Genomic DNA, 22358 nt, shown 5'->3' with positions numbered 1-22358 from the left:
AGATTAGCAGAAGAAGAGCGATTACGTCAGGAAGCAGAAGCTACAAGGTTAGCAGAAGAAGAGCGATTACGTCAGGAAGCAGAAGCTGCGACTACTGAAGTAAGAGGTGAGGACTTAGATGCGATACAAAAAGAATTAGATAACAGTAGTAGGATTACAGATAAATTGATTGCATCAAGGGATTCATTATTAACCTCTACTACAAATCTTGATAAGAGAGAATTTAATAAGCTTTTAGAATCTTTGGTAAATATGAATGACGAAGCTGAAGAAGTTAAGAGTGCTAATGATGCGACTAGCTCTAAGAAACTTACCTCTAAAAACAGATTTATCAAGTTTGCTGATGCTACAAGGCCTGAAGCTAAATTTGCTACTAAGTTTATTCCTGGTTATCCAGAAGGATATTATTTAATTGGTAATGTGTTTAGAGGTGGCACATATGCGGATAGTTTTACCGGAAAATTAAATGATCTTGGTTTTAATGATGCTCAGATAATTCTAAATCCAGAAAATCAATATCAGTATGTATCTATTAAATATTACGCTGATAAAAACGAAGCTTCGGAAAATTATTTAAATAATATTGGAAATAAATATTTTGGTGATATGTGGATATTACATATTGCTAAGAGTAGAGTAGAATCTCTAAAAAGATTAGTACAAGAAACGCGATTGATTAAGGATACAGTGAAGGATGATACCGTATTGACTGAGAGCTTATCATATATAGGAGGTCATAACATTGAGAATGGTTATTACTTGATCACCAATATTTTTAAGAGAGAAAATTATTTTGAAAGAGGAATGGATAGACTTAAATCTCAAGGATTAGAACCTAAGTTTTTCAGAAATCCGAAGGATAATTACATATATGTCTATTTAGATAAATTTGATAGCCTAGATCAGGCTAAGGGAAGTTTGTTTTCTAATGTGAATAATACATATGATGGCGACCTTTATATATTAAAAATAGAATAGTGAGTAGTACCCCAAAAAATATTAGAATGAACAACACAACTCAAATAAAGCAGCTTATGAAAACACTATTACCCAAAAAAGCTGTACTGTTAATAATATTAATTGTTTTCGGTACCATAAGCAATATAAGTGCACAAGAATCAGTTCCTCTTACTCCTAGGCCAGGAGCTGAATTCTCCAATATTAGGGGGAACATGGTGATGACAGGTAATGATATTGTCGGTGTTATAGAAGATGATAATGGTACTACTTTTACCAATCCAAACAGAAACTATAATGGGAATGACAATAATGGTAATTATACAACAGCTTTTATTGATGTAGATAATGATAATAGTACTTTTAGTTCTAGTGAGGCTGGTTTAACAGTACCTAGAGAGGATTGTAGTCGTTTGGTGTACGCTGGATTATATTGGTCCGCGAACTATTATATGGCAAGAGCTAATAGTCCAAACAATTTTGGTAATAACGAAATATCGAGTAATTCGGATACTAATACAGCCTTAATAATCAATAATGGCCCACTAGCCCAACAGTATACTGCAAGAAATTCTGAGTTTAGTAATGACAATTCCGAGATACAAAGAAATCCTGTAACTTCATATTTAGTAGTTGCGCAACCTGTTAATGGTTGTGGGATTACTAATGGAGCTCAGCTATCGGGTAATATAGCCGTGATAAGGGATGGCGGTAGTTGTTCACTAAGGGAAAAAGTGGTAAATGCACAAAATGTTGGAGCTGTTGGAGTTGTGATAGTTAATGATGGGGGTCTTTTACCAAGAATGACAGGTAATGGTCCCACTATAAACATTCCATCAGTTTCTATAGGAAACGATGATATTAACAATGCTAATTTCGGTGGTGGCGATTTAATACCGTTGCTACAGGCAGAGACTAATGTTGTTCTAGCTACTTTATCAACTGATGAAGGAAACGATATTTTAAATAATTTACCTCTTACAGATCCAAGAAAACAGGGACCAGCTGATTTTAGAGATATAAAATTTAAGGTGCCAGGAGGAACATATGTAGATGTAACGGCAAGTAGTGTTGTTTTTGATGGGTATAGAAATACACCTACGAACCCTTTGGGAGATAATGCGAATGATGAACTTCCATATGTTTGTTATGCCGATGTTACTAGCTTATTAGATCCTGCCAATCCTTTTGGTACTTATACTGTTGCTAATATGAATGCTACACAAGGTTTTACCAGTGGTGGAGATGGTGCTTGTGGGGGATGGTTTATTGTAGCTATTTATGAAGACCAACAAGAATCTGCAAAGTTTATTAGTACGAGTGATGGTTTTGTTCAGATTTTTAGTGGTCAAACGCCATTACGTTTTACATATAGTGGATTTACAACACCTACAGGAGCAAGTGAACCTGTTAATGTAAGATTTGGTACTTCTTCTTTAGAAGGAGATACTAGTTTAGGTGGAGATGAATTAAGAATAGTTAATACTTCTGGTACTACTACTGCATTGGGTCAAGGAAATGCATCTGCAAACCCAAGGACTAATTTTTTCAATGGATCCATATCTTTTGATGGTAATTATATCACAGATCGAACTCCAAATTCGGAGAATACACAAGGATTTGATATGGATTACTTCGAACTTCCTAATGTTACAAAAGACCTAGTAGGTAATGGACAAACATCTGCTACCTTCGAGTTATTTACAGATCGTGATCGATATAGTGTATTTTTTAATGCCTTTTCTGTAACTATTATAGAACCTGAATTAAGGATTATTAAAAAAGTTTTTGATTTAGATGGTTCTACAGAGATAACAGGTGGTAATGTAGAGTTAGGCGATGAAGTTTTTTATGATCTGGAAATTGAAAATATCGGTAATGAAGACTTTGTTAATGGAACGGTTGTTATTACTGATGTACTGCCTCCTAATACCAATTTATTAGGAGTGGTTGATGCTACATTACCACCAGGAGTTACTTATACCGAAATATCACCTGGAGTATTACAGTTTAATATTCCTTCAAGTATAGTTGAGACTCCGAATGATGAACCAGTTGGTGATGGAGACGCACCTATTTTTATACGTTTTAGAGCACAGTTGGTAAGTAGTTGTGAGGAATTAAGAGATGCTTGTTCTGATGTAATTACAAATTCGGCTACGGCGACCTATACCGGATTACAATCCGGTACACCAGGAAGTACTACAAGTAGTTCTCAGCTGGGAGTTTGTGGAGATCAATTAAATGAAGCCTCTAATATACTTGTTAATATTCCTGCTTGTCAATTAGACGTAACATTTTGTGATGATGAATTACTTCTTGTTGCGGGTACAGGTTATAATCAATATACTTGGTCCGGTCCAGGGATTGCTACACCTGTAGTAACTAATGTTAACTTTTTTAATGTACCAAACCCACAAACAGGTGTTTATATGGTAGTTAAAGAAGACACCGACGGCGTTGACCCAAGTTGTATGTCACTTACAGAAGAATTTACGGTAACTGCTTTTAGAGATATTACGAATCCTGTCTTGGATTATGTAAATGGTACTACCATAGTGACTGAAGATTGTAGTGGTGTTCTTATTCCGCAAATTTTATTATGTGGTGATCAAACACAATTGCTTGAAACTAATTTTGATCCTTCTAGTTTAGATGATATTTCTTGGCAACGATTAACTCCTTCGGGATCTTGTGTTTTAGACCCTAATGATCCTTGTTCTTTATTAGATGGTAATTGTACCGATGCTAATTGGGTAGAGGTTACAGGTGGAGACACTGAAAGTTACACAGTTTCTGAAGCGGGTGATTATAGAATTCTGGCAGAGTTTGATGGCGGATGTATTATACCATTTTATTTTAGTGTATTTAAGAATGACTATCAACCAGACTTAACCATGAATCCAATAGAATGTGGGAGTGATGGTAGTGTAAGTGTAATAAATGTGCCTACTAATTTTGCATTTAGCTTAACACCTGGTGGTCCTTATACAAATACTACAGGTATTTTTCCAATTTCTACAGCTGGTGATGTTACTGTATATGCTATTGATACTACTTTTCCAGGTTGTGAATATTCAGAAACAATAAATGTTCCTTCGATTGATCCATCATTTAGCGTTACAGGTGTTGACCCTAGTTGTGTTAATGATGATAATGGAACAGGATTTGGTAGAATTAATATTAATGTAACGGGAGGAATTCCTGAGTACCAATATACAATTTCTAGCCCTGCACTAGGAGCGGCAGATCCAATTATTGTTCCTAATAGTAGTGCGAATAACGGTAATTATACACAGAATAATTTACCAGCGGGAACGTATACTGTAGAGGTAATTTCAAACAGACCTACGCCAGAATGTGTTTTTGATGCAACGGTAACGATTAATCCAGCACCTGCTTTTGATGCAGAGGTTGTATTGCTAGCACCGGAAACCTGTGATAGTGGAGCTTTAGTACAAGTAAATGTTCTAAATGGTTCTGGTAATTATTTATATGATAATGGTGATGGTAATTTCGTGGCTTGTAATATTTTCGAGATTCCTAGTCCTGCTAACCCAGCTACAACATATACATTTAGGATAAGCGATAATAGTATTCCAAGTGGTTCACCTGCTTGTGTTATTTCTGCAAGTATCGATAATATAACACCGTATGAGCCAATTGTAATTGACAATGTTACGGTTACGCAACCCCCTTGTCCTGGTGATACTGGACAAATACAGGTAGATGTTTCACCAACGGTAGCAGGTAGATTATATACATATCAACTATGGGATTGTGCTGCAGATCCAAATTGTGGTAATGGTATTAGTGATCCTGCCGATCCGAACGATGAAGACCCAAGTTTATGGACTTTGGTTAATGATATTAGTTCTACGGGAAGCCAAACGATTACATTTACAGGAGTTCCTGACGGTAATTCGTATGTAGTTCAAGTAACTCATGCTAATACTACACCTGCAATTACTAATGCAGATTGTACATTCCCAGTACCAGAGCCAATAATATGTCCAGTAACAGAATATGGATTTTCTATTAGCTCTCCTATAGGGATTACAGCCGATGTAACACTTGAAAGACCTTTAAGTTGTATCGTAGGAAGTGAGGATGCTATTATTCAAGTAGATAATATAGCAGGAGGTTCCGGTACTTATGAATGGAGTTTAGATAATGTTACTTTTACAAATATAACAACGACTCCTTTTGATATTTTAGTAAGCACAGATGGATCTTATACAATATACATTAGAAACCAAGGAAGTGGAGATTGTGCAGCTCCCTTTGCTATAAATGTACCTGCACTAATTCCTATCGATTCGATTACTTTTACACCAGGAAATAGTGATTGTACTGCTCAAAATTCAGAAGTTAGTTTTGAGGCACAACCGCCATTATCAGCTGCTGATATAGCTGCTGGAGTGGTTTATGAATATGATGTATCTCCTGATCCTGCTACTGGTACAGGTGCTACAGGAAACACAGGTTTCTTAACTACGAATAGCTATACAATAGCGCAAGGAGTTACGTATACGATTACCGCGAGAAGAAGTGACGATCAATGTACATTTACGGATGATTATAGAGTAGATGTTATTGATCCAATAGATATAACGAATGCAGTAGAGACTACCCCTGTAGTTTGTGTAGGAGAAAGCAACGGAGCGTTATCCTTTAATGTCATTAATAGCACGTCTTTTGATTATATTGTTACATTGACATCTAGTGGAGCAGTTGTTGATTCTGGAAATGGTATTACTACAAGCCCTGTAAATGTTACAGGATTGGCTGCAGGTAATTATACAATAACGGTTACCGATACAAATCCTGGTGGTTCAGGATCACCATTAAATTGTTCTGATACAGCAACAGTTGATATTACCGAACCAGCAACACCTCTAACTTTTACTACGGCAGCTACAGAAACTAATTGTAGTGCAGATACTGGAACCATTACGGTTACAGCTAATGGAGGAAGAGGAAACTATCAATATAGATTGTTAGACAGTGGAGGAGGAGTAATTGTAGACTATCCTAATACCAATAACGTATTTACTGGATTAGCAGCAGATACCTATACAATTTTTGTTAGAGATGGTAATTCTGCTACTGCTTGTGAAATCAATAACACTGAGACAATAGTTCAATCTGCTTCACCAACGATAGCTTTGGCAACGGGAGGAGATAATTGTTACGATGGAACAGATCAAGCAACGCAATGGGTAACAATTACTGCTGGAATACCTGCTCCTTTAGGTCCTTTTGAGTATAGTCTTAATGGAGGAACAGGAGTTTTGATAACGTTTTTACCGGTAGCAACACCTGCTCCAGCAAACACATTTGAGATTCCTAATTTAACGCCAGGAAATTATACAGTAGTTGTTACAAATACAGCTACAAATTGTTCTACTGCGGCATTACCGTTTACGATAAATCCAGAACTGACGATAACTGCAGATTTGGCTAATGATATTAATTGTAATGAAGATGCTAGTTTAACTTTTGTTCCTGCAGGAGGAAGTACAGTGTATACGCAGTTTGATTTATATGCTCAAGGTTCACCACCAACATTGGTGCAAGCCAATATTACATCTCCTCATACAATTTCAACACCAGGAACATATGTTGTTCAGGTTACAGATGATCAAGGATGTACAGCTTTTTCTAATCCAGAAACTGTTACAGCATACGAAGCTATTGCTACAAGTGCACCTGTAATTACAAATCCGGATTGTCCTACAGATAATGGGAGTATAGAAATTACGGTTACAGCAGGAGAAGGACCATTCACATATGTATTGGATGGAGATGTAACTACTACACAAGGACCGACTGGAACTGGACCAATAACATTTAATAATGTTCCAGTAGGACCGCATACAATTACTATTACTGATGGATCGGGAGCTAGCCCTGCTTGTACGTTGGATGTCAACGCTACAATTATTGCTCCAGTTACGATAACAGCAGATATAGATATTACGCAAGAATATAGATGTGATGCTACTGGATCAAGTACAACTCCTCAATTAGGAACGATTACGGTATCTAATCCTGCAAATGGTACACCTCCATATGCATATAGTATAGATGGTGTAGATTTTAGTAATACAACAGGAATATTTACAGGATTAACAGATGGAACTTATACACTGTTTATTAGAGATGCAAATACAGTTTCTTGTCCAATAAACTTAGGTCAGTTAACAATTGATCCATTAGTACAAGTTACCGATCTTTCTTTTGCTGCGACACAAGTTCAATGTCCAGCGTTAGAAGCAGATGTTACATTGACTCCAACTTTAGACGGGACGAGCACTGTAATGTATGAAATTACAGCTCCAATAACAGTAGGTCCTCAGGTATCTAATGTGTTTACCGGGTTAACCTCTGGAACAACATATACTTTTTTAGCTAGAACAGATACTGATGGATGTGTATATACAGAAACATTTACAGTCCCTACTATTGATTTAATAGCAGTGAATGCTACTATTGTAAATGAACCTTTATGTAATGGACAAAGTACAGGAGAATTATCATTTACAGTTTCAGGAATTGATTTGATTACAGAAACATATGAATATGAGGTTTCTATTGGTGGTACTATTGTTGCACAGGCAACAGGTCAAAATACAGCTACTATTCCAACAGGAGATATATTGGCAGCTGGAACATATGATATTTTAGTTACAGATGAAAGGACTAATTGTACGGCTACAGATCAAGTAATTATTGGCGAACCTGATGTTATTACGTTTACCATTGACCCTATTGATCAGGATTGTGTTGCTAATACAAGTACAGTTAGCATTAGTAATGTGATGGGTGGAAGTGGTGTTGGTTACACTTGGATATTAAATGATTCAGGAGGAACTGCTGTTGGTCCGAGCAGACCAGTTACAGATCCTTACTTAAATGTTCCGAATGGAACAGGATATCAAATTATAGTAACTGATAGTAACTCTTGTGTATCTGCAATACAAAATTTAGATATCAATCAATTACCGCAAATAGCGGCGACAGTAGATACTGGTTCTGATTTCTGTTTAGATGATGGAACAGTAAGTTTTACTATAAACATTGACGGAACAAACTCTGGAACACCAGATTATATTTATAACGTTGCCCTTGGTGGAACGATAGTGATACCAGATACTAATGTAGGAGCACTTACAACTTTTACTACAACGCCTGCATTAACACAGGCAGGTACATATACAATTACAATAACAGACAGTAATGGTTGTCCAGTAACACTTACGGAAACTATTGCAGAGGCAGTTTCTCTTGATGTTACTCAGGTGGCTGATATTACTTGTAATGCTGCAGGTACTCCTGTTGATGCTTCTTTTTCTTTTGTTGTGAATGGAGGGTATACTCCTTATGATATTGCAGTTTCATTTAATGGAGGAGCTTTTGTTGATCACATTACTAATGGTACTACACCATTTGTTGATTATGTTGCTACTTCAGGAGCTGGAACTTATATTTTTAGAGTTACTGATGATAGAGGATGTGCATTTACTACTTCTCCTTTTACAGTTACAGATCCGGCACCAATCGCAATAACAGCGAACGATGTTAATGTAGCTTGTTTTGGAGACACAGGAACAGCTGTAATTATAGTTAATGGTACAGAAACTCCTTATGAAATTGATTTTGAAAATACAGGAACGTTTGTAACGATTACAGGAACACAAATAACTTTCCCTAATCTTTCGGAAGCAGTATATGATTTTACTGTAAGAAGCGCTAGAGGTTGTCTTGAAACAGGTACAGTAGAGATAATAGCTCCAGATGAGATAGTAGAGGTAAGTAGAGTGGAAACACCGGTTACCTGCGGTGGATCTGTTATTGTTACCGAGTTAGGAGCAATAGATTTAGAAATTGCAGGAGGTACAGGACCATATACGTATAGTTTGGTAAATGCTATCGATTTTTCTACTATACTTAGTACAGTAGGACCGACAGCGTCAACAACAGTTCGTTTTGATTCTCTAGATTTTGGTCAGTATTTCATCTTTGTAGAAGATGATAATGGTTGTGTTTCCAACCCGGACCCTATTGGACCATTTAATATTTTTTCTCCACCAGATGATTTGATCCAATCTGTAGTGCCAACAGGGAATTGCCTTGACGGTGTTATTTTTGATATTAGTGTACAAGGCGGTTCTGGTGTTGCAGCGATTCCGGTTAATCCACCACCTGGATTTGATATTCGAATTGTCGGAGAGACTGGGCCATTGGGTACGTTTGTACCTTTAAATGATGAACCTTTAAATGCTACCGTTGTAGACGCAACAACACCAATAAGAATTCATCGTTATGGAGGGATGACTGCAGGTGTTTTTGATGTTCTTCAGTTTAATAGAACTTATATCTTAGAAGTAAGAGATAACGCTACAGGTTGTTTGTATCAAGAATTAGTACCACCAGTAACCCCCCCATCTGATCCGGATATTATTAATTTTACATCAACAGATGTTACATGTAATGAAGTACCAGCATTGGATGATGGGGAAATAAGTTTTGAGATTTCTGGTTATGATCCTACTGTTACATCTGTTTCGTGGGAAGTATTTGATCAGTTTACAAATGTTTCTTTAGGAGCTGCTTTTTCGGGTACTTCAGCGGTAGTATCTCCTGCGACGGTTCCAGTAACCATTTCTAATTTCCCTCCGGGAAGATATTATGTTATAATTAGAGAAGATAATGGAACATTATGTTCGAACAGACAAGAGTTTGAAATTGATCTTCCAGATCCACTAACTTCTGTAGCTACCAATCTTACTGCAGCCAATAGTTGTGGTACTAATGCTCAGGTAATTATGGATACTGATGGTGGTACACCTTTTGGAATACCACCAACTACCGATGGATATACATATGCTGTAGTGGCCGATGGTGCTGGTGATCCAGGTACGTATCCATTAAATGATAACACAATTGATCTAGGTAATACTGCGGGAGATTTTGATATTTGGGTAGCAGATCTTAATGGATGTAGTTTTGGTCCTGTAGATGTTACGGTTGTGGTTAACCCATTACCGACTGTTGTAGCTAGTTTTATAGACGATTGTGCTTATGACAATAGTAATGTAATTGATGTAGATGGTACAGGCCTTGGAACTTTATTATATCAAATTGATGGAGGAACTGCAGTTACTGGTAGTATAGATAATAATAATCACCAATTTATTGTATCTACTCCAGGAACTTACACTATAACGATTACAGATGATTCAGGTTGTTCAGCCTCTACACCGGTAACAGTATATGACGAATTGGTAATAAGTGCTGCATTTACAACAGCTCCGGATTGTGAAAATGCAACAGGTGTTATTACTGCTACAGTTACTTCTGGAAATGAACAAGGAGCGTTAACTTTTGAATTACAAGATTCTTTAGGAGGAGTTGTACAAGCAGGTGTTGTGGGAACTAGTCCGTTCATTTTTAATACCGTAGGACCAGGAGATTATGTTGTTGTGGTTACTGATGCAGGTCGTGGAGCAGCACCATTTTGTTCGTTCTCTGCTCCAGTAAGTATAGATGCTCCAACGCCGCCAGTACTTGTACCTGAAACTACTTTTGTTACTTGTATAGGTGATACCGACGGTGTGATAACCGCTGCACTAACAGCTGCATCAACAGATGCTGACCCAGCCGTAATTTATGAATATAGAATTTCTGCACCGATAGCAGACGTAACACCATTCCAAACAAGTCCTGTATTCTCAGGTTTGGGTATCGGAACGTATACTATTGAAGTAAGGGTTACTAAGCCAAACGGAGCTTTAAATGTGATTTGTTTGGATACTGAGCCAAATTATATTATAGATCAACCTTCACTTCCTGTAGCAACTGTTGTATTGGAGACACCTTATGGTTGTACTGGTGCTGCAATAAATCTTCCTGTAATTACAGTGGATAACTTTAGTGGAGGTAATTCGCCATACACTATATCTTATACAGATCCATCAGGAAATACAGTTGGGCCAGTAGATCCAGCTACATTGGATACTGATACTGGTTTAGCAGGAATTCAGATTATAGCAAACGAATCAGGTAATTATACTTTTACTGTATTTGATACTAATGACTGTCCTAATGTCCTAGTGCCATTTAATATTCCTGCATTCCCTGTAATGACAGACGCAGTAGTAAATTTAGTAACAGGTATTAACTGTACTACCAACACAGAAGAGGTTACGGTTACAGTAACTGGAGGAACAGGTCCATTTGATTTTATAGAAATCAATGGAGCAGTACCATCTCAGATAGGAGTTGCTTCTGGAGGAGCTACAACTACAAGTGCATCCTTCTTTTTACCTGGTGTAGGTAATTATATTTTTAGAGTGTTTGATCAAGGAACTCAATGTTCTATTGAGACATTACCTTATGAAATTACTCCTTATGATACAATAGAAGCTGAAATTGCCGTGGTTACTCCAAATATCTTATGTTTTGGTGATGCTACTGGTAATATAGAGCTTACGGTTACAGGGCATACAGGTCCTTATAATTATACCGTAACAAATACGACTACAGGTACAGTTACAGGTCCTATAGGCGCAGATACTACGGTACAGAATCCTATTACCATAACTGGTTTAGAGGCGGGAAGCATCCAAGTTTCGATTGTAGATCCTGTTTCTACTTGTAATGATATATCAAATGTTGTGAATATCGCTCAGCCTACCGAATTGCTGTTAGCTTTGGATTCTAACACGAATGCTAATTGTAACGATGATGGAAGAGTTGTAGTAACGGCTTCAGGAGGAACTGCTCCTTATACTTTTACTGCTACAGATGTGCCAAGTGGTGGAACATTTACAACTACAAGTACTACTGGAATATTTGATTTACCAGTTATTGGTGCCAGTACTGACTACACTATCAGTGTAGTTGATGATAATTCATGTACGTCTAACCCTGTATCTATTCCAGTAACAGTAAATAGAACGGATAATCCAGTATTAAATCCTTTAGCAGTTGATGATGTATGTACCCATGATGGAAGTTATGTAATATCTGCTTCGGGAACCAGTAATGTTCCGGTACCACCAGGTTCAGGGATATTAAGATTCCAATTAGATACTGGTGTCATAGAAGATGCTAATAATGGAAGTACCGCGCATACATTTACCGTGGCTACTCCGGGAACTTATACGGTTACCGCTTATGATGAAAACGGATGTCCTTCCAATGTAGAATCAATCACGATTTTACCTGAATTAACTGCTACTGCAGATTTCACGATGGATCCTACTTGTAGAGATGTTGATGGGACTATAACTGTAACAGTTAGTGGTGGATCAGATTTTGCTGTAAATCCAGGTAATTTCACTTTTACATTAAGAGATGAAGCTACAAATGCAATTGTTGCTGGACCTCAGGTAGGAAATAATATTTTTACTCCAATCGCTGCAGGTGATTATATAGTGGAAATTACAGATGTTAATATTGCCGGGATTACTACGCCGTGTACAATTACAATAGATGTTCCTGAATTAACGGTGCCATTGGATCCTATTCCATCTGCATCTTCAACTGCGGTTAGTTGTGTTGGAGCAACGGACGGAACGGTTACCGTTACATTACAAACAGGAACTGATTTAGATGGACCATATACATACCAAATATATGTTGATGACGGAACAGGAAATCCTGATTTGGCTCAGCAAGTAGGTGTTGATCAAATAGATAATCCAGTATTTACTGATTTACCTTTTGGAGACTATGTAGTAGTAGTAACTTCAGGTAGAAGTTGTTCCGGTCAAGTGCCAGTTACTGTAGCTAATGCTACGCAAGTTGCTGTAGTAATTTCGCAAAGTGCATATAGTTGTGCTGCTGATAATAGTTCAGTCTTCCCTATAATCACTGTGACAATAACTGCAGGAACTGCACCATATAGTATTTCTTACGAAACGCCTTCTGGAGTAGTTGTTACTGAATTGGATATTACTGATGCAAATCTTGGTACTCCTGAAATAGATTATGAAATTACCGCTGATGAAGAAGGGGATTATTTAATTTCAGTAACTGATAGTAATAGCTGTGCTACAAACCCTGTAACTGAAACAGAAACAGTAGCACCATTCCCAATTATGACAAACCCTGCTGTTGCTATAGTAACAGACATTACTTGCGCAGTAGATGAAGAAGTTACAGTCTCTGTACAAGGAGGTTCGGGTGATTTCTTATTCGAACTAATCGATAATACTGGTACTGTAATCAATCCACCTGCTCCTGTAGATACTCCTGCTGGTGTGTCAACTGCTAATTTTGTGCTGCCAAGAACCTTAGGTATCTACACGTTTAGAATAACAGATCAGATTACAATGTGTACGATTACTGTTACTCATGAAATTGATCAATTCGATTTTGTGGAATTAGTAGCTGCACAAGAAACGCCTGAAACTTGTTTAGGAGACGCGGACGGTACAATCAATATTTCAATAACTGGATATTCAGGACCTTATAACTTTACGATTCTTGATGAAAACGGTAATCCAACAGCGTTTACCGGAACAGGAGATACAACTACGGATCCGGATCCATATATTTTACCAGTAAATCTACCGCAAGGTCTATATATTGTAGAAATTGTGGAAACCGCGGATCCATTATGTACAGAAAGGTCTAATGCTATTGCAGTTACGGGTCCTAGCGCACCAATTGTAACGGCGATATCAGCAATTAATACTATAGAATCTTGTGTACCTGGTAGCGATGGATCTTTCCAAGCTTCTGTTACTGGAGCTCAGGGAACAGTTACATATACGTTAACTCCTGGTGCTATCTCTAATACTACGGGGTTATTTGAAAATCTAACGGCAGGATTATATACAGTTACTGCGGAAGATAGTCAAGGATGTACGGATGATGAGCAGTTTACGATACAATCGCCTAATGCTATCATTGTTGATCCGATTGCAGATAGTAGTGTAACTTGTTTTGAAGATGTTGATGGTAGTATTACAATAGTTGCTAGTGGAGGTCAAGGCGCCGGAACATATTTATATACATTAACATTCCCTGATGGTACAACAACAAGTGGGCCGCAGTCTACAAATGTGTTTAATAATTTAGGTGCGGGTACTTATACGGTTACAGTTTCTGACAATTTAAATTGTACTGCTACAACTACAGCTATTATAACTGAGCCTAGTGAAGTTACTGTTAGTATTGATAGTGTTACAGAAGTTACTTGTGACATAAATACAATAGATGTAACAATTAGTGGAACAAGTGATGTAGCAATTACTGAATACTACTATATTGATCAAGATGGTAATCAAGTTGCGAACGGTGGATCAGGTATTTTTATTGGACTTGGAGCAGGAGAATATCAATTTTTTGTGGAAGACATAAACGGATGTAGATCTCAGTTATCATCACCGGTTCCTGTCATACCTATTAATCAGATAGCAATTACTTTAGACTTGAGTGCTGCAAATATTAACTGTTTTAATGAAGAAACAGCTGTTATAGATGCTTCGGTTACAGGAGGTATTGGGGATTATATTTTCGAATTGACAAATAATACAACTGCCCAAACTTGGGGTCCACAGAGTGAAAGTGAATTCCGTGATCTACCACCGGGTAACTATACATATTTGGTAAGAAGTGATAGAAACTGTGCTTCTCAGGAGAATTTTGATATTATAAATCCTGCAGAGTTTGAAAATATTCCCCCTCAGATTACGGATGTAATATGTTTCGGAGAAGATAATGGGTCAATTATCGTGTTTGCAGCAGGTGGTACCCCAGAGTATTCTTTTGCAATAAGCACTGATCCAGGTCAATTCTTTAATGATGCTTCAGATGGCGTGTCTTTTCAGCATACATTTACCAATCTTGTTCCTGGAGTTTATCAGGTATTTGCACAGGATGCTAATGGTTGTGGACAAGTATATGATGTAACAATAGGAGAACCAGATCAATTAATGGCTAATATTGTAGGATCAGTAACAGCAGAGACGTGTGCTGGGGCTAATGATGGAGCGGTTACTATAGATATTACAGGTGGTTCTCCTCCTTATTTTACAAGTATCACAAATAATGATACTGATTTTGTAGAAGGAATGTTGACTTATATGGACCTTCCTGGTGGAATTACTAATATCTTTATTAGAGATTCTAATGATTGTCCGATTACGTTACCTGTGGATATTCCAGAGGGAGTTATTCTTAACGGGGTAATGAGTCCAAGAGCAGATTGTCCTATTTATAATTCCGATGGTACTGTTAGTCAACCACCGGTATATTATATAGATGTTATATTAGGTGATGATTCTGTGGATACAGACATATTATACAATTTAGTTTCTTTGGATGGCGGCGTTAGTCCTGGCGATAGTCTATCTCCAACATTTACAGTGGAACCGGGCGAATACCAAGGTACTATGACATATGTTCCTTCAGGATGTGTGTTTGATTTAGGAACAATAACTATTGATGAGTATGTTCCTTTACTTCCACCTATTGCGCTTATGACTAACAATCCTCAAGATCCTAATGAATATGAGATCAGATTAGGAGGAACCGAACCATACAATAATAGTTATACCTATTTTGTTGCAATCATTCCTAGTGGATCAACGGTGAACGACTTAATTGATTCTGATTATAGAGAATTAGATACAAATATTTTCTCTATTGATGAAACTAGTTTTTACGCTCTTAGAGTAGTAGATAATAGCTTTAATGATTGTCCGATAATCTCATCACAGGAGTTAACATTTATCAATATTATTATCCCGAATTACTTTACTCCTGATGGAGATGGCACTAATGATATGTGGTATCCAAGACAGGATCCTTTCAGAGACCCATTCTTCTTTGGAAATATGGAGGTTAAGGTATTCGATAGATATGGTAGATTATTAGCACAATTTTTAGGAGACCAAGGCACAAATAATGGTTGGGATGGAATTTACCAAGGAAGTGAATTGCCATCAGGAGATTATTGGTTTACAATTATCCTGAATGACATTGATAATAGAGAGTTTACAGGTCACTTTACTTTATACAGATAATAAGTATGAGAACGTACACAAGACATATGATAATAGCTATAGTTTTATTAATAACTATAGTAGGCAATAGAAGTTATGCTCAGGAGTTTTTTGCACCGGTTCAGAACCAGTATATCGCAGATAACCCATATTTAATTTCCAGTGCCTATGCAGGTGTGGGAGATTGTTGGCAAGTCCGTGCTTCCGGTTTTGAACAATGGGTAGATATCGCAGATGCTCCAGGGACTCAATCGATATCTATAGATGGACGTATTTCTGATCGTTCAGGAGTAGGTGCAATCTTGTTTAATGATAAAAATGGAGCTACATCACAGAAAGGTGTTCAATTATCCTTTGCACACCATTTAACGTTAAATGAGTACACCAATCAGTATTTATCTTTTGGTATTAGTTATAAGTTTACACAGTTTGGTATTGATACTTCGCAGTTTAATGATGGAGACCCAAACTTACCACCTAGTGAATCCTTGGAGAACGTATCAGTAAATAACTCTAATTTTGATATTGGTGTATTATATCGTTTGGGAAGATTTTTCTTAAGTGCTAATGCTGTAAATTTATTACGTAAGGAAATTGATGACTTTTTTCCGACGGAGCCTTCATCGATACAGAATTATTTTGTGTATTCAGGATATACTTTTTATGATCGATTTAGTGATATTGAGATAGAGCCATCAATGCTATATCAGAACTTTGCTGGTGATGGTAGAAGTACAGCAGATTTAAACTTAAAAGTACGAAAGCTTCATAAAGGAGATTACTATTGGGCAGGTATTAGTCTTAGGTCCTTGGTAGATCAAGATTTTAAACCGCTATCAGTATCACCTATGATCGGTATAAAGAAAGCTAACTTTTATGTAGCCTACGGATATCAGGTTAATATAAATGAAGTATTCGACGCTACTAATGCCGCGGGATCCCATATGATTACCCTTGGAATAGACTTTGGGTGTAGGCAAAGTAAATGTGGATGTACATATTAGAAACGAACAAAAGAGCACTATTTTAGTGCTCTTTTGTTTGTTAAACCTTTTTTAAGAATTTACCACATATAATCCAAAAACAGCCACGATAAAGTAACAAGTTATGGTTAAGGCTCCTTGATAATCCTTAGCAACTCGTTGCCCAAAAAGAAGCATTATCAAGGTAAAACAACCAGAAAACATAGCTTCTGAAGCATAACGTATTCCACCATCGGCTATTAATTGATAAATTCCTAAGATGCACAATATAGCAGTGATGATTTCTAAGATCAAAACAATACTAAGAAGTAAAGGAACCATCTCAGCCATAAAGGTAGCAGAGAAGTGCTCTTTTAACCAACTTAAATTTCCTTTCCAGTCCATAATTTTATCAATACCTGATTGCAAAAAAGTAATAAGTAAGAATAGTAAGATCGTAATAGAGACAATGTGAGTCATAAAATTAGCCATAGCAATAGTTTAGTTTTTACAGGCTAAAAGTCGTAATAAAAAATATTAAACTAAGCCTTAGAGAGCTTTTTTATGAAGTAGTCGGGTTAATTTAATGGATAAATCAGTTAGAATAATTTTTGCATTACCATTACGTTCGATATGATAAATAGCATCCTGAAGCTCATTACTGATATCCATAATATTAGCTCCATGAATAAAAGGAGCAAAGTTCTGAAGTTTAAAACCATTGGTTTGAGGTTCTAAAAACACAAGATCATCAGCTCCATAATTTAATAACAGTGCTTGTCTGAAAAAATCTAAGCAATAATTTAGAAATTTCTTTTGTGTTTCTCTTCCGGAACCTGCTATGGACTCACTCCAATTAATTAAATCATTCACAGCAGACTTATTACCCTTTGCTCTAAAAGCAGTTCGTACCCATTGTATAAACCAATCCTCAAACTGATCATCACCACCATCGTGATGCAATAAGTGCAAGGCCTTACTATAATCACCATTGGCTTGATGTGCAATCTTAAGAGCTTCCGTATCAGAAATATTTTCGGATTCCTTTATGGCATCTTTGATCACTTGTTCACCTAAAGGCGGGAAATGTAAAACCTGACATCTGGATCTTATGGTTTGTATTAATTGTTCTTCATCTTCAGCAATCAGAATAAAAACTGTCTTTTCCGGTGGTTCTTCGATTAACTTGAGAAGTTTATTAGAAGCGGCGATATTCATTTTATTCGCCATCCATATTAACATCACTTTATGACCACCCTCGTAACTTTTTAAGGACAGTTTTTTTACTACCTCTAATGCTTCGTCAACACCAATTTGACCTTGTTTTTTTTCGATTCCGAGCAAAAGATACCAATCAAAAATACTTCCGTAAGGATTTTCTTTTATAAATGTTCTCCATTCTTCTGCAAAGTGATTTGCCGTAGGATGTTTTTTTACCTTATCATTGGTGGCAACAGGATATGCAAAATGTAAATCAGGATGTGCTAGATGATCAAATTTTAGATTACAAGACTGAGTACCTCCAGTGTTTTCGCCATCCTTATTTTGACATAAAATATATTGAGCATAAGCGATTGCCATTGGTAAAGTACCGCTGCCGTTAGGACCAACAAAAAGTTGCGCATGTGGAATACGACCTCGTTCTACACTCGTAGTTAGGTAGCTTTTAATATGTGTAAGGCCTAATATTTCTGAAAAAAGCATAAAGCAAATATAATTTATATAAAGTTTAAAAAAATTAATTCAACCAACCTTTTATCATTTCTCACTTATGTTAGAAACAACAGTGATAGATATAAAAATTAATCAAGAAGTTTGAGACAAATTTCCCAATATAAAGATTTAAACGAGACCACAAGGATCAGGCTTGTAGTTTCTCTTGAGCGAAGTCAAAGTGTTATAATTTCTCGCACTTCTCCGATTCAGCATATGAGGCTTTGGGCTTGTCACTGCAATCCTTCGCACAAAAAGAAAAACCTGTGTAATAACTAATATAATAGCATACAATATCTGCACACCAGTTTAAATATAAGTCGAGATAAATAAAATGAGATTTTTTCATTGAAAAGCATCTTTTTGCTAAAAATCGATAAAAGTGAAAGTTTATAGAAAAAATAGCCCACTTTTTCTATTAGTTTTCAATGTTTTTAAGGAAATAGAATTATTTTCGTTTGCGAAAAATCAATCCAATCCGATGAAGACAATCAATGATTTCAACTTTGAAAATAAAAAAGCATTAATTCGAGTAGATTTTAATGTTCCTCTAGATGAAAATCTTAAGGTAACTGATAATACTAGAATTGAAGCTGCTAAACCAACAATTATTAAAGTACTCGAAGATGGCGGAAGTGCTGTTTTAATGTCTCATTTAGGTCGTCCGAAAGGAGTTCAGGATGAATTTTCATTAAATCACATAGTTAATGAGGTATCACAAGTAATAGGTGTACAAGTAAAATTTGTAAACAATTGTGTGGGTCAAGAAGCAGAAGAAGCAGTAGCAGAATTGAACCCAGGTGAAGTCTTATTACTAGAAAATCTAAGGTTTCATAAAGAAGAAACTGCGGGAGATACCGGTTTTGCTGAGCAATTATCAAAATTAGGAGATATTTATATAAACGATGCTTTTGGTACTGCACACAGAGCGCATGCATCAACTACAATCGTCGCGCAATTTTTTCCAGAAAACAAATGCTTCGGAAGTTTATTAGCAAAAGAAATAGAAAGTATCAACAAAGTACTTAAGAGCGGAGAAAAACCAATTACGGCAGTTTTAGGAGGATCTAAGGTTTCTTCTAAAATAACAATAATAGAAAACATTTTAGATAAAGTGGATCACCTTATTATAGGAGGCGGAATGACATATACATTTATCAAAGCACAAGGAGGAAAAATAGGTGATTCTATCTGTGAAGATGATAAACAGCAGTTAGCGTTAGAAATCTTGAAAAAAGCAAAAGAAAAGGGAGTACAAATACATTTACCAGTTGATGTAATTGGCGCCGATGCTTTCGATAATAATGCGAATACTAAGGCAATGAGTGTAGATGCAATTCCAGATGGATGGCAAGGATTAGATGCCGGACCAGAAACATTAAAGAATTTTCACCAAGTAATATTAAATTCTAAAACAATACTTTGGAATGGTCCGTTGGGAGTATTCGAGATGGAAAACTTTGCAAATGGAACAATAACACTAGGACACTCTATTGCAGAAGCAACAGAAAAAGGAGCATTTTCTCTAGTAGGCGGTGGTGATTCTGTTGCAGCGGTAAAACAGTTTGGTTTTGGTGATAAAGTAAGTTATGTTTCTACTGGAGGTGGAGCGATGTTAGAAAGTCTAGAGGGAAAAACACTTCCTGGTATCGCCGCAATCCTAAATTAGGTTGTAATTATCTCGCCAATTAGCGAGGTCTAATTCTATAAATTAATTTCTTTAGATTAATTACTAATTAACAAAAGACATAAATTTCTGTAAGAAAAGTCTTAATAAACCTAAAAGTTATTAAAAATCAGTCATTTAGACTGATTTTTTTAGGTTTTTAACCTATTGATCTTTTGGATTTTAGAAAAAAAATGCGATTTTCGCAGTGGTGTTGTTGATAACTTGTTGAAACATCACACTAATCACCGCATAATATCCGTTAGTTTGAATAATTGTAAACAATATCCGAAATGATTAAAAATTGTTGGTTATATCTTAGTTTTCTTTTTTGCCTTGGTACACTTCAGGCTCAGGATACCATCCCATCATCCGTAAACACAAAAACGAAAGCTTCCAGGATATTAGCTCTTGATAAAGAGCTTACACTAAAAGAAGATACTGTTCAGGTAATTGATACGACCAAAATTATTAGTTCAATAGGTGAACTGAAAACTACTACGTTTACAAAAACCAGTGCTAAAGACAGTGTAATATATTTTGCAAAGGACCATCCAAAAATTGCACAATTAGATTCCATTTGGAAACAAGAACTATACAATTCTAGTTTATTTGATACGATCTACAAATCGGTTACAGAATTAGATTATGAGCCAGTAGAGTATGTAGACCTCCCCACAGATACATTAAAAGCTAGATTGATAGAACTCAATGCACGAACTCCATTTAACGTTGAGTATAATCCCTCATTAGAAAGTGTAATTAAAAATTATCTTAAGAATCGTCACGAGCATTTAGAAAGACTAATGGCTTTAAGCGAATTCTATTTTCCATTATTCGAACAAGAATTGGATAATCAGAATATTCCTTTAGAAATAAAGTATTTGGCAATTGTAGAGTCTGCATTAAAACCTAGAGCAAAATCTAGAGTTGGCGCAACGGGTTTATGGCAGTTTATGTTTGGAACCGGAAAAATGTTTGGGTTAGAAGTAAGCTCCTATGTAGATGAACGGATGGATCCAATTATGGCAACCCAAGCGGCCTGTAAATACTTGGCGAGTCTCTATCGGGTATTTGGTGATTGGGATTTAGCATTAGCATCTTATAATTCCGGACCGGGAAATGTGACTAAAGCAATTCGCCGTAGTGGTGGATATAAGAATTACTGGAACATCCGTCATAACTTGCCAAGAGAGACTGCGGGATATCTACCCGCATTTTTGGCAACTATGTATATTTTTGAATATGCAGAAGAACACGGATTTAAGCCTAGACGACCAGAATTTGCATATTTCGAAACAGATACCATAAAAGTAAAACAGATGATCACGTTGGATCAGGTTTCCGAAGTTATGGATATCAATATGGAAGAGTTGCAGTTCTTAAATCCTTCTTATAAACTAGATATTATTCCGTTTATAAAGGATGAAAACTATGTGCTACGTTTACCATTAGATCAGATAGGTAAGTTCGTCTCTAACGAGAACCAGATATATACACTTGCTCAAGAAGAATTTAATAAGCGAGAAAAACCACTTCCTAAATTCCAAGAAGCCAACGATAAGATCCGTTATCGAGTTCGTAGTGGAGATTTTTTAGGCAAAATAGCCAGAAGATATGGAGTGCGTGTGAGCCAAATAAAAAGATGGAATGGATTACGAAGTAATAATCTTAGAATCGGACAACGATTAACTATATACCCGCGCCGACCTGTCGTAAATAGACCAAAAAAGAAGACATCTGTTAAAAAAGCCGTAGTAAGTACTAATCTAGCAAATTCTGAAGTGTATACTGTAAAATCTGGAGACACTTTATGGAGCATTTCGCAAAAGTTTAAAGGAGTATCTATCGAAAACCTTAGAAGTTGGAATAATATCAGTGGCACCGGAATAAAACCTGGTATGAAATTGAAGGTATCGAAGTCATAGATTTTTTAAGTAAAAAATATAATTGGAACGGTTTATGATGTCAAAAGCAGTATTATATCTGTTATATGGATATTATTATTTTTGATATTAGCGCATCCCAAGTATATTT

The 22358-nt window shown here is 36.4% G+C and carries 6 protein-coding genes and 1 pseudogene; 5 read left to right on the top strand and 2 right to left on the bottom strand.

The annotated features are described in order from the left end of the window. The 3 genes and pseudogenes from Q0921_RS17440 to Q0921_RS17430 all read left to right on the top strand — a co-directional run. Nucleotides 1–978: pseudogene (locus Q0921_RS17440) on the top strand (hypothetical protein); the annotation flags it as partial. 56 nt (nucleotides 979–1034) lie between these two features. After that, the gene (locus tag Q0921_RS17435) at nucleotides 1035–16001 is read left to right on the top strand and encodes a T9SS type B sorting domain-containing protein (protein ID WP_299259123.1); all 14967 of its coding nucleotides are present in this window, start codon (nucleotides 1035–1037) and stop codon (nucleotides 15999–16001) included. A gap of 5 nt (nucleotides 16002–16006) precedes the next feature. Further along, on the top strand, nucleotides 16007–16984 hold the full coding sequence (locus Q0921_RS17430; protein ID WP_299259121.1) for a type IX secretion system membrane protein PorP/SprF: 978 nt from the start codon (nucleotides 16007–16009) through the stop codon (nucleotides 16982–16984). Between the two features lie 51 nt (nucleotides 16985–17035). On the opposite strand, the gene Q0921_RS17425 is transcribed toward Q0921_RS17430, so the two are convergent. Further along, nucleotides 17036–17434 carry a DoxX family protein gene (locus Q0921_RS17425; RefSeq protein WP_299259119.1) on the bottom strand — a complete coding sequence of 133 codons (399 nt, stop codon included), beginning with the start codon at nucleotides 17432–17434 and terminating at the stop codon, nucleotides 17036–17038. A gap of 57 nt (nucleotides 17435–17491) precedes the next feature. Then, on the bottom strand, nucleotides 17492–18646 hold the full coding sequence (locus Q0921_RS17420; RefSeq protein ID WP_299259117.1) for a DNA polymerase III subunit delta': 1155 nt from the start codon (nucleotides 18644–18646) through the stop codon (nucleotides 17492–17494). A gap of 490 nt (nucleotides 18647–19136) precedes the next feature. On the opposite strand from Q0921_RS17420, the gene pgk reads away from it, so the two are divergent. Further along, nucleotides 19137–20324, top strand: coding sequence for a phosphoglycerate kinase (pgk, locus tag Q0921_RS17415; RefSeq protein ID WP_299259115.1), 1188 nt, complete (start codon nucleotides 19137–19139; stop codon nucleotides 20322–20324). Between the two features lie 290 nt (nucleotides 20325–20614). After that, nucleotides 20615–22249, top strand: coding sequence for a lytic transglycosylase domain-containing protein (locus Q0921_RS17410; protein ID WP_299259113.1), 1635 nt, complete (start codon nucleotides 20615–20617; stop codon nucleotides 22247–22249). Nucleotides 22250–22358 lie beyond the last annotated feature (109 nt).

It is taken from the genome of uncultured Aquimarina sp. (genome assembly GCF_947496855.1).
GTDB lineage: Bacteria > Bacteroidota > Bacteroidia > Flavobacteriales > Flavobacteriaceae > Aquimarina.
This window is presented reverse-complemented; position numbering and strand designations above follow the sequence as displayed.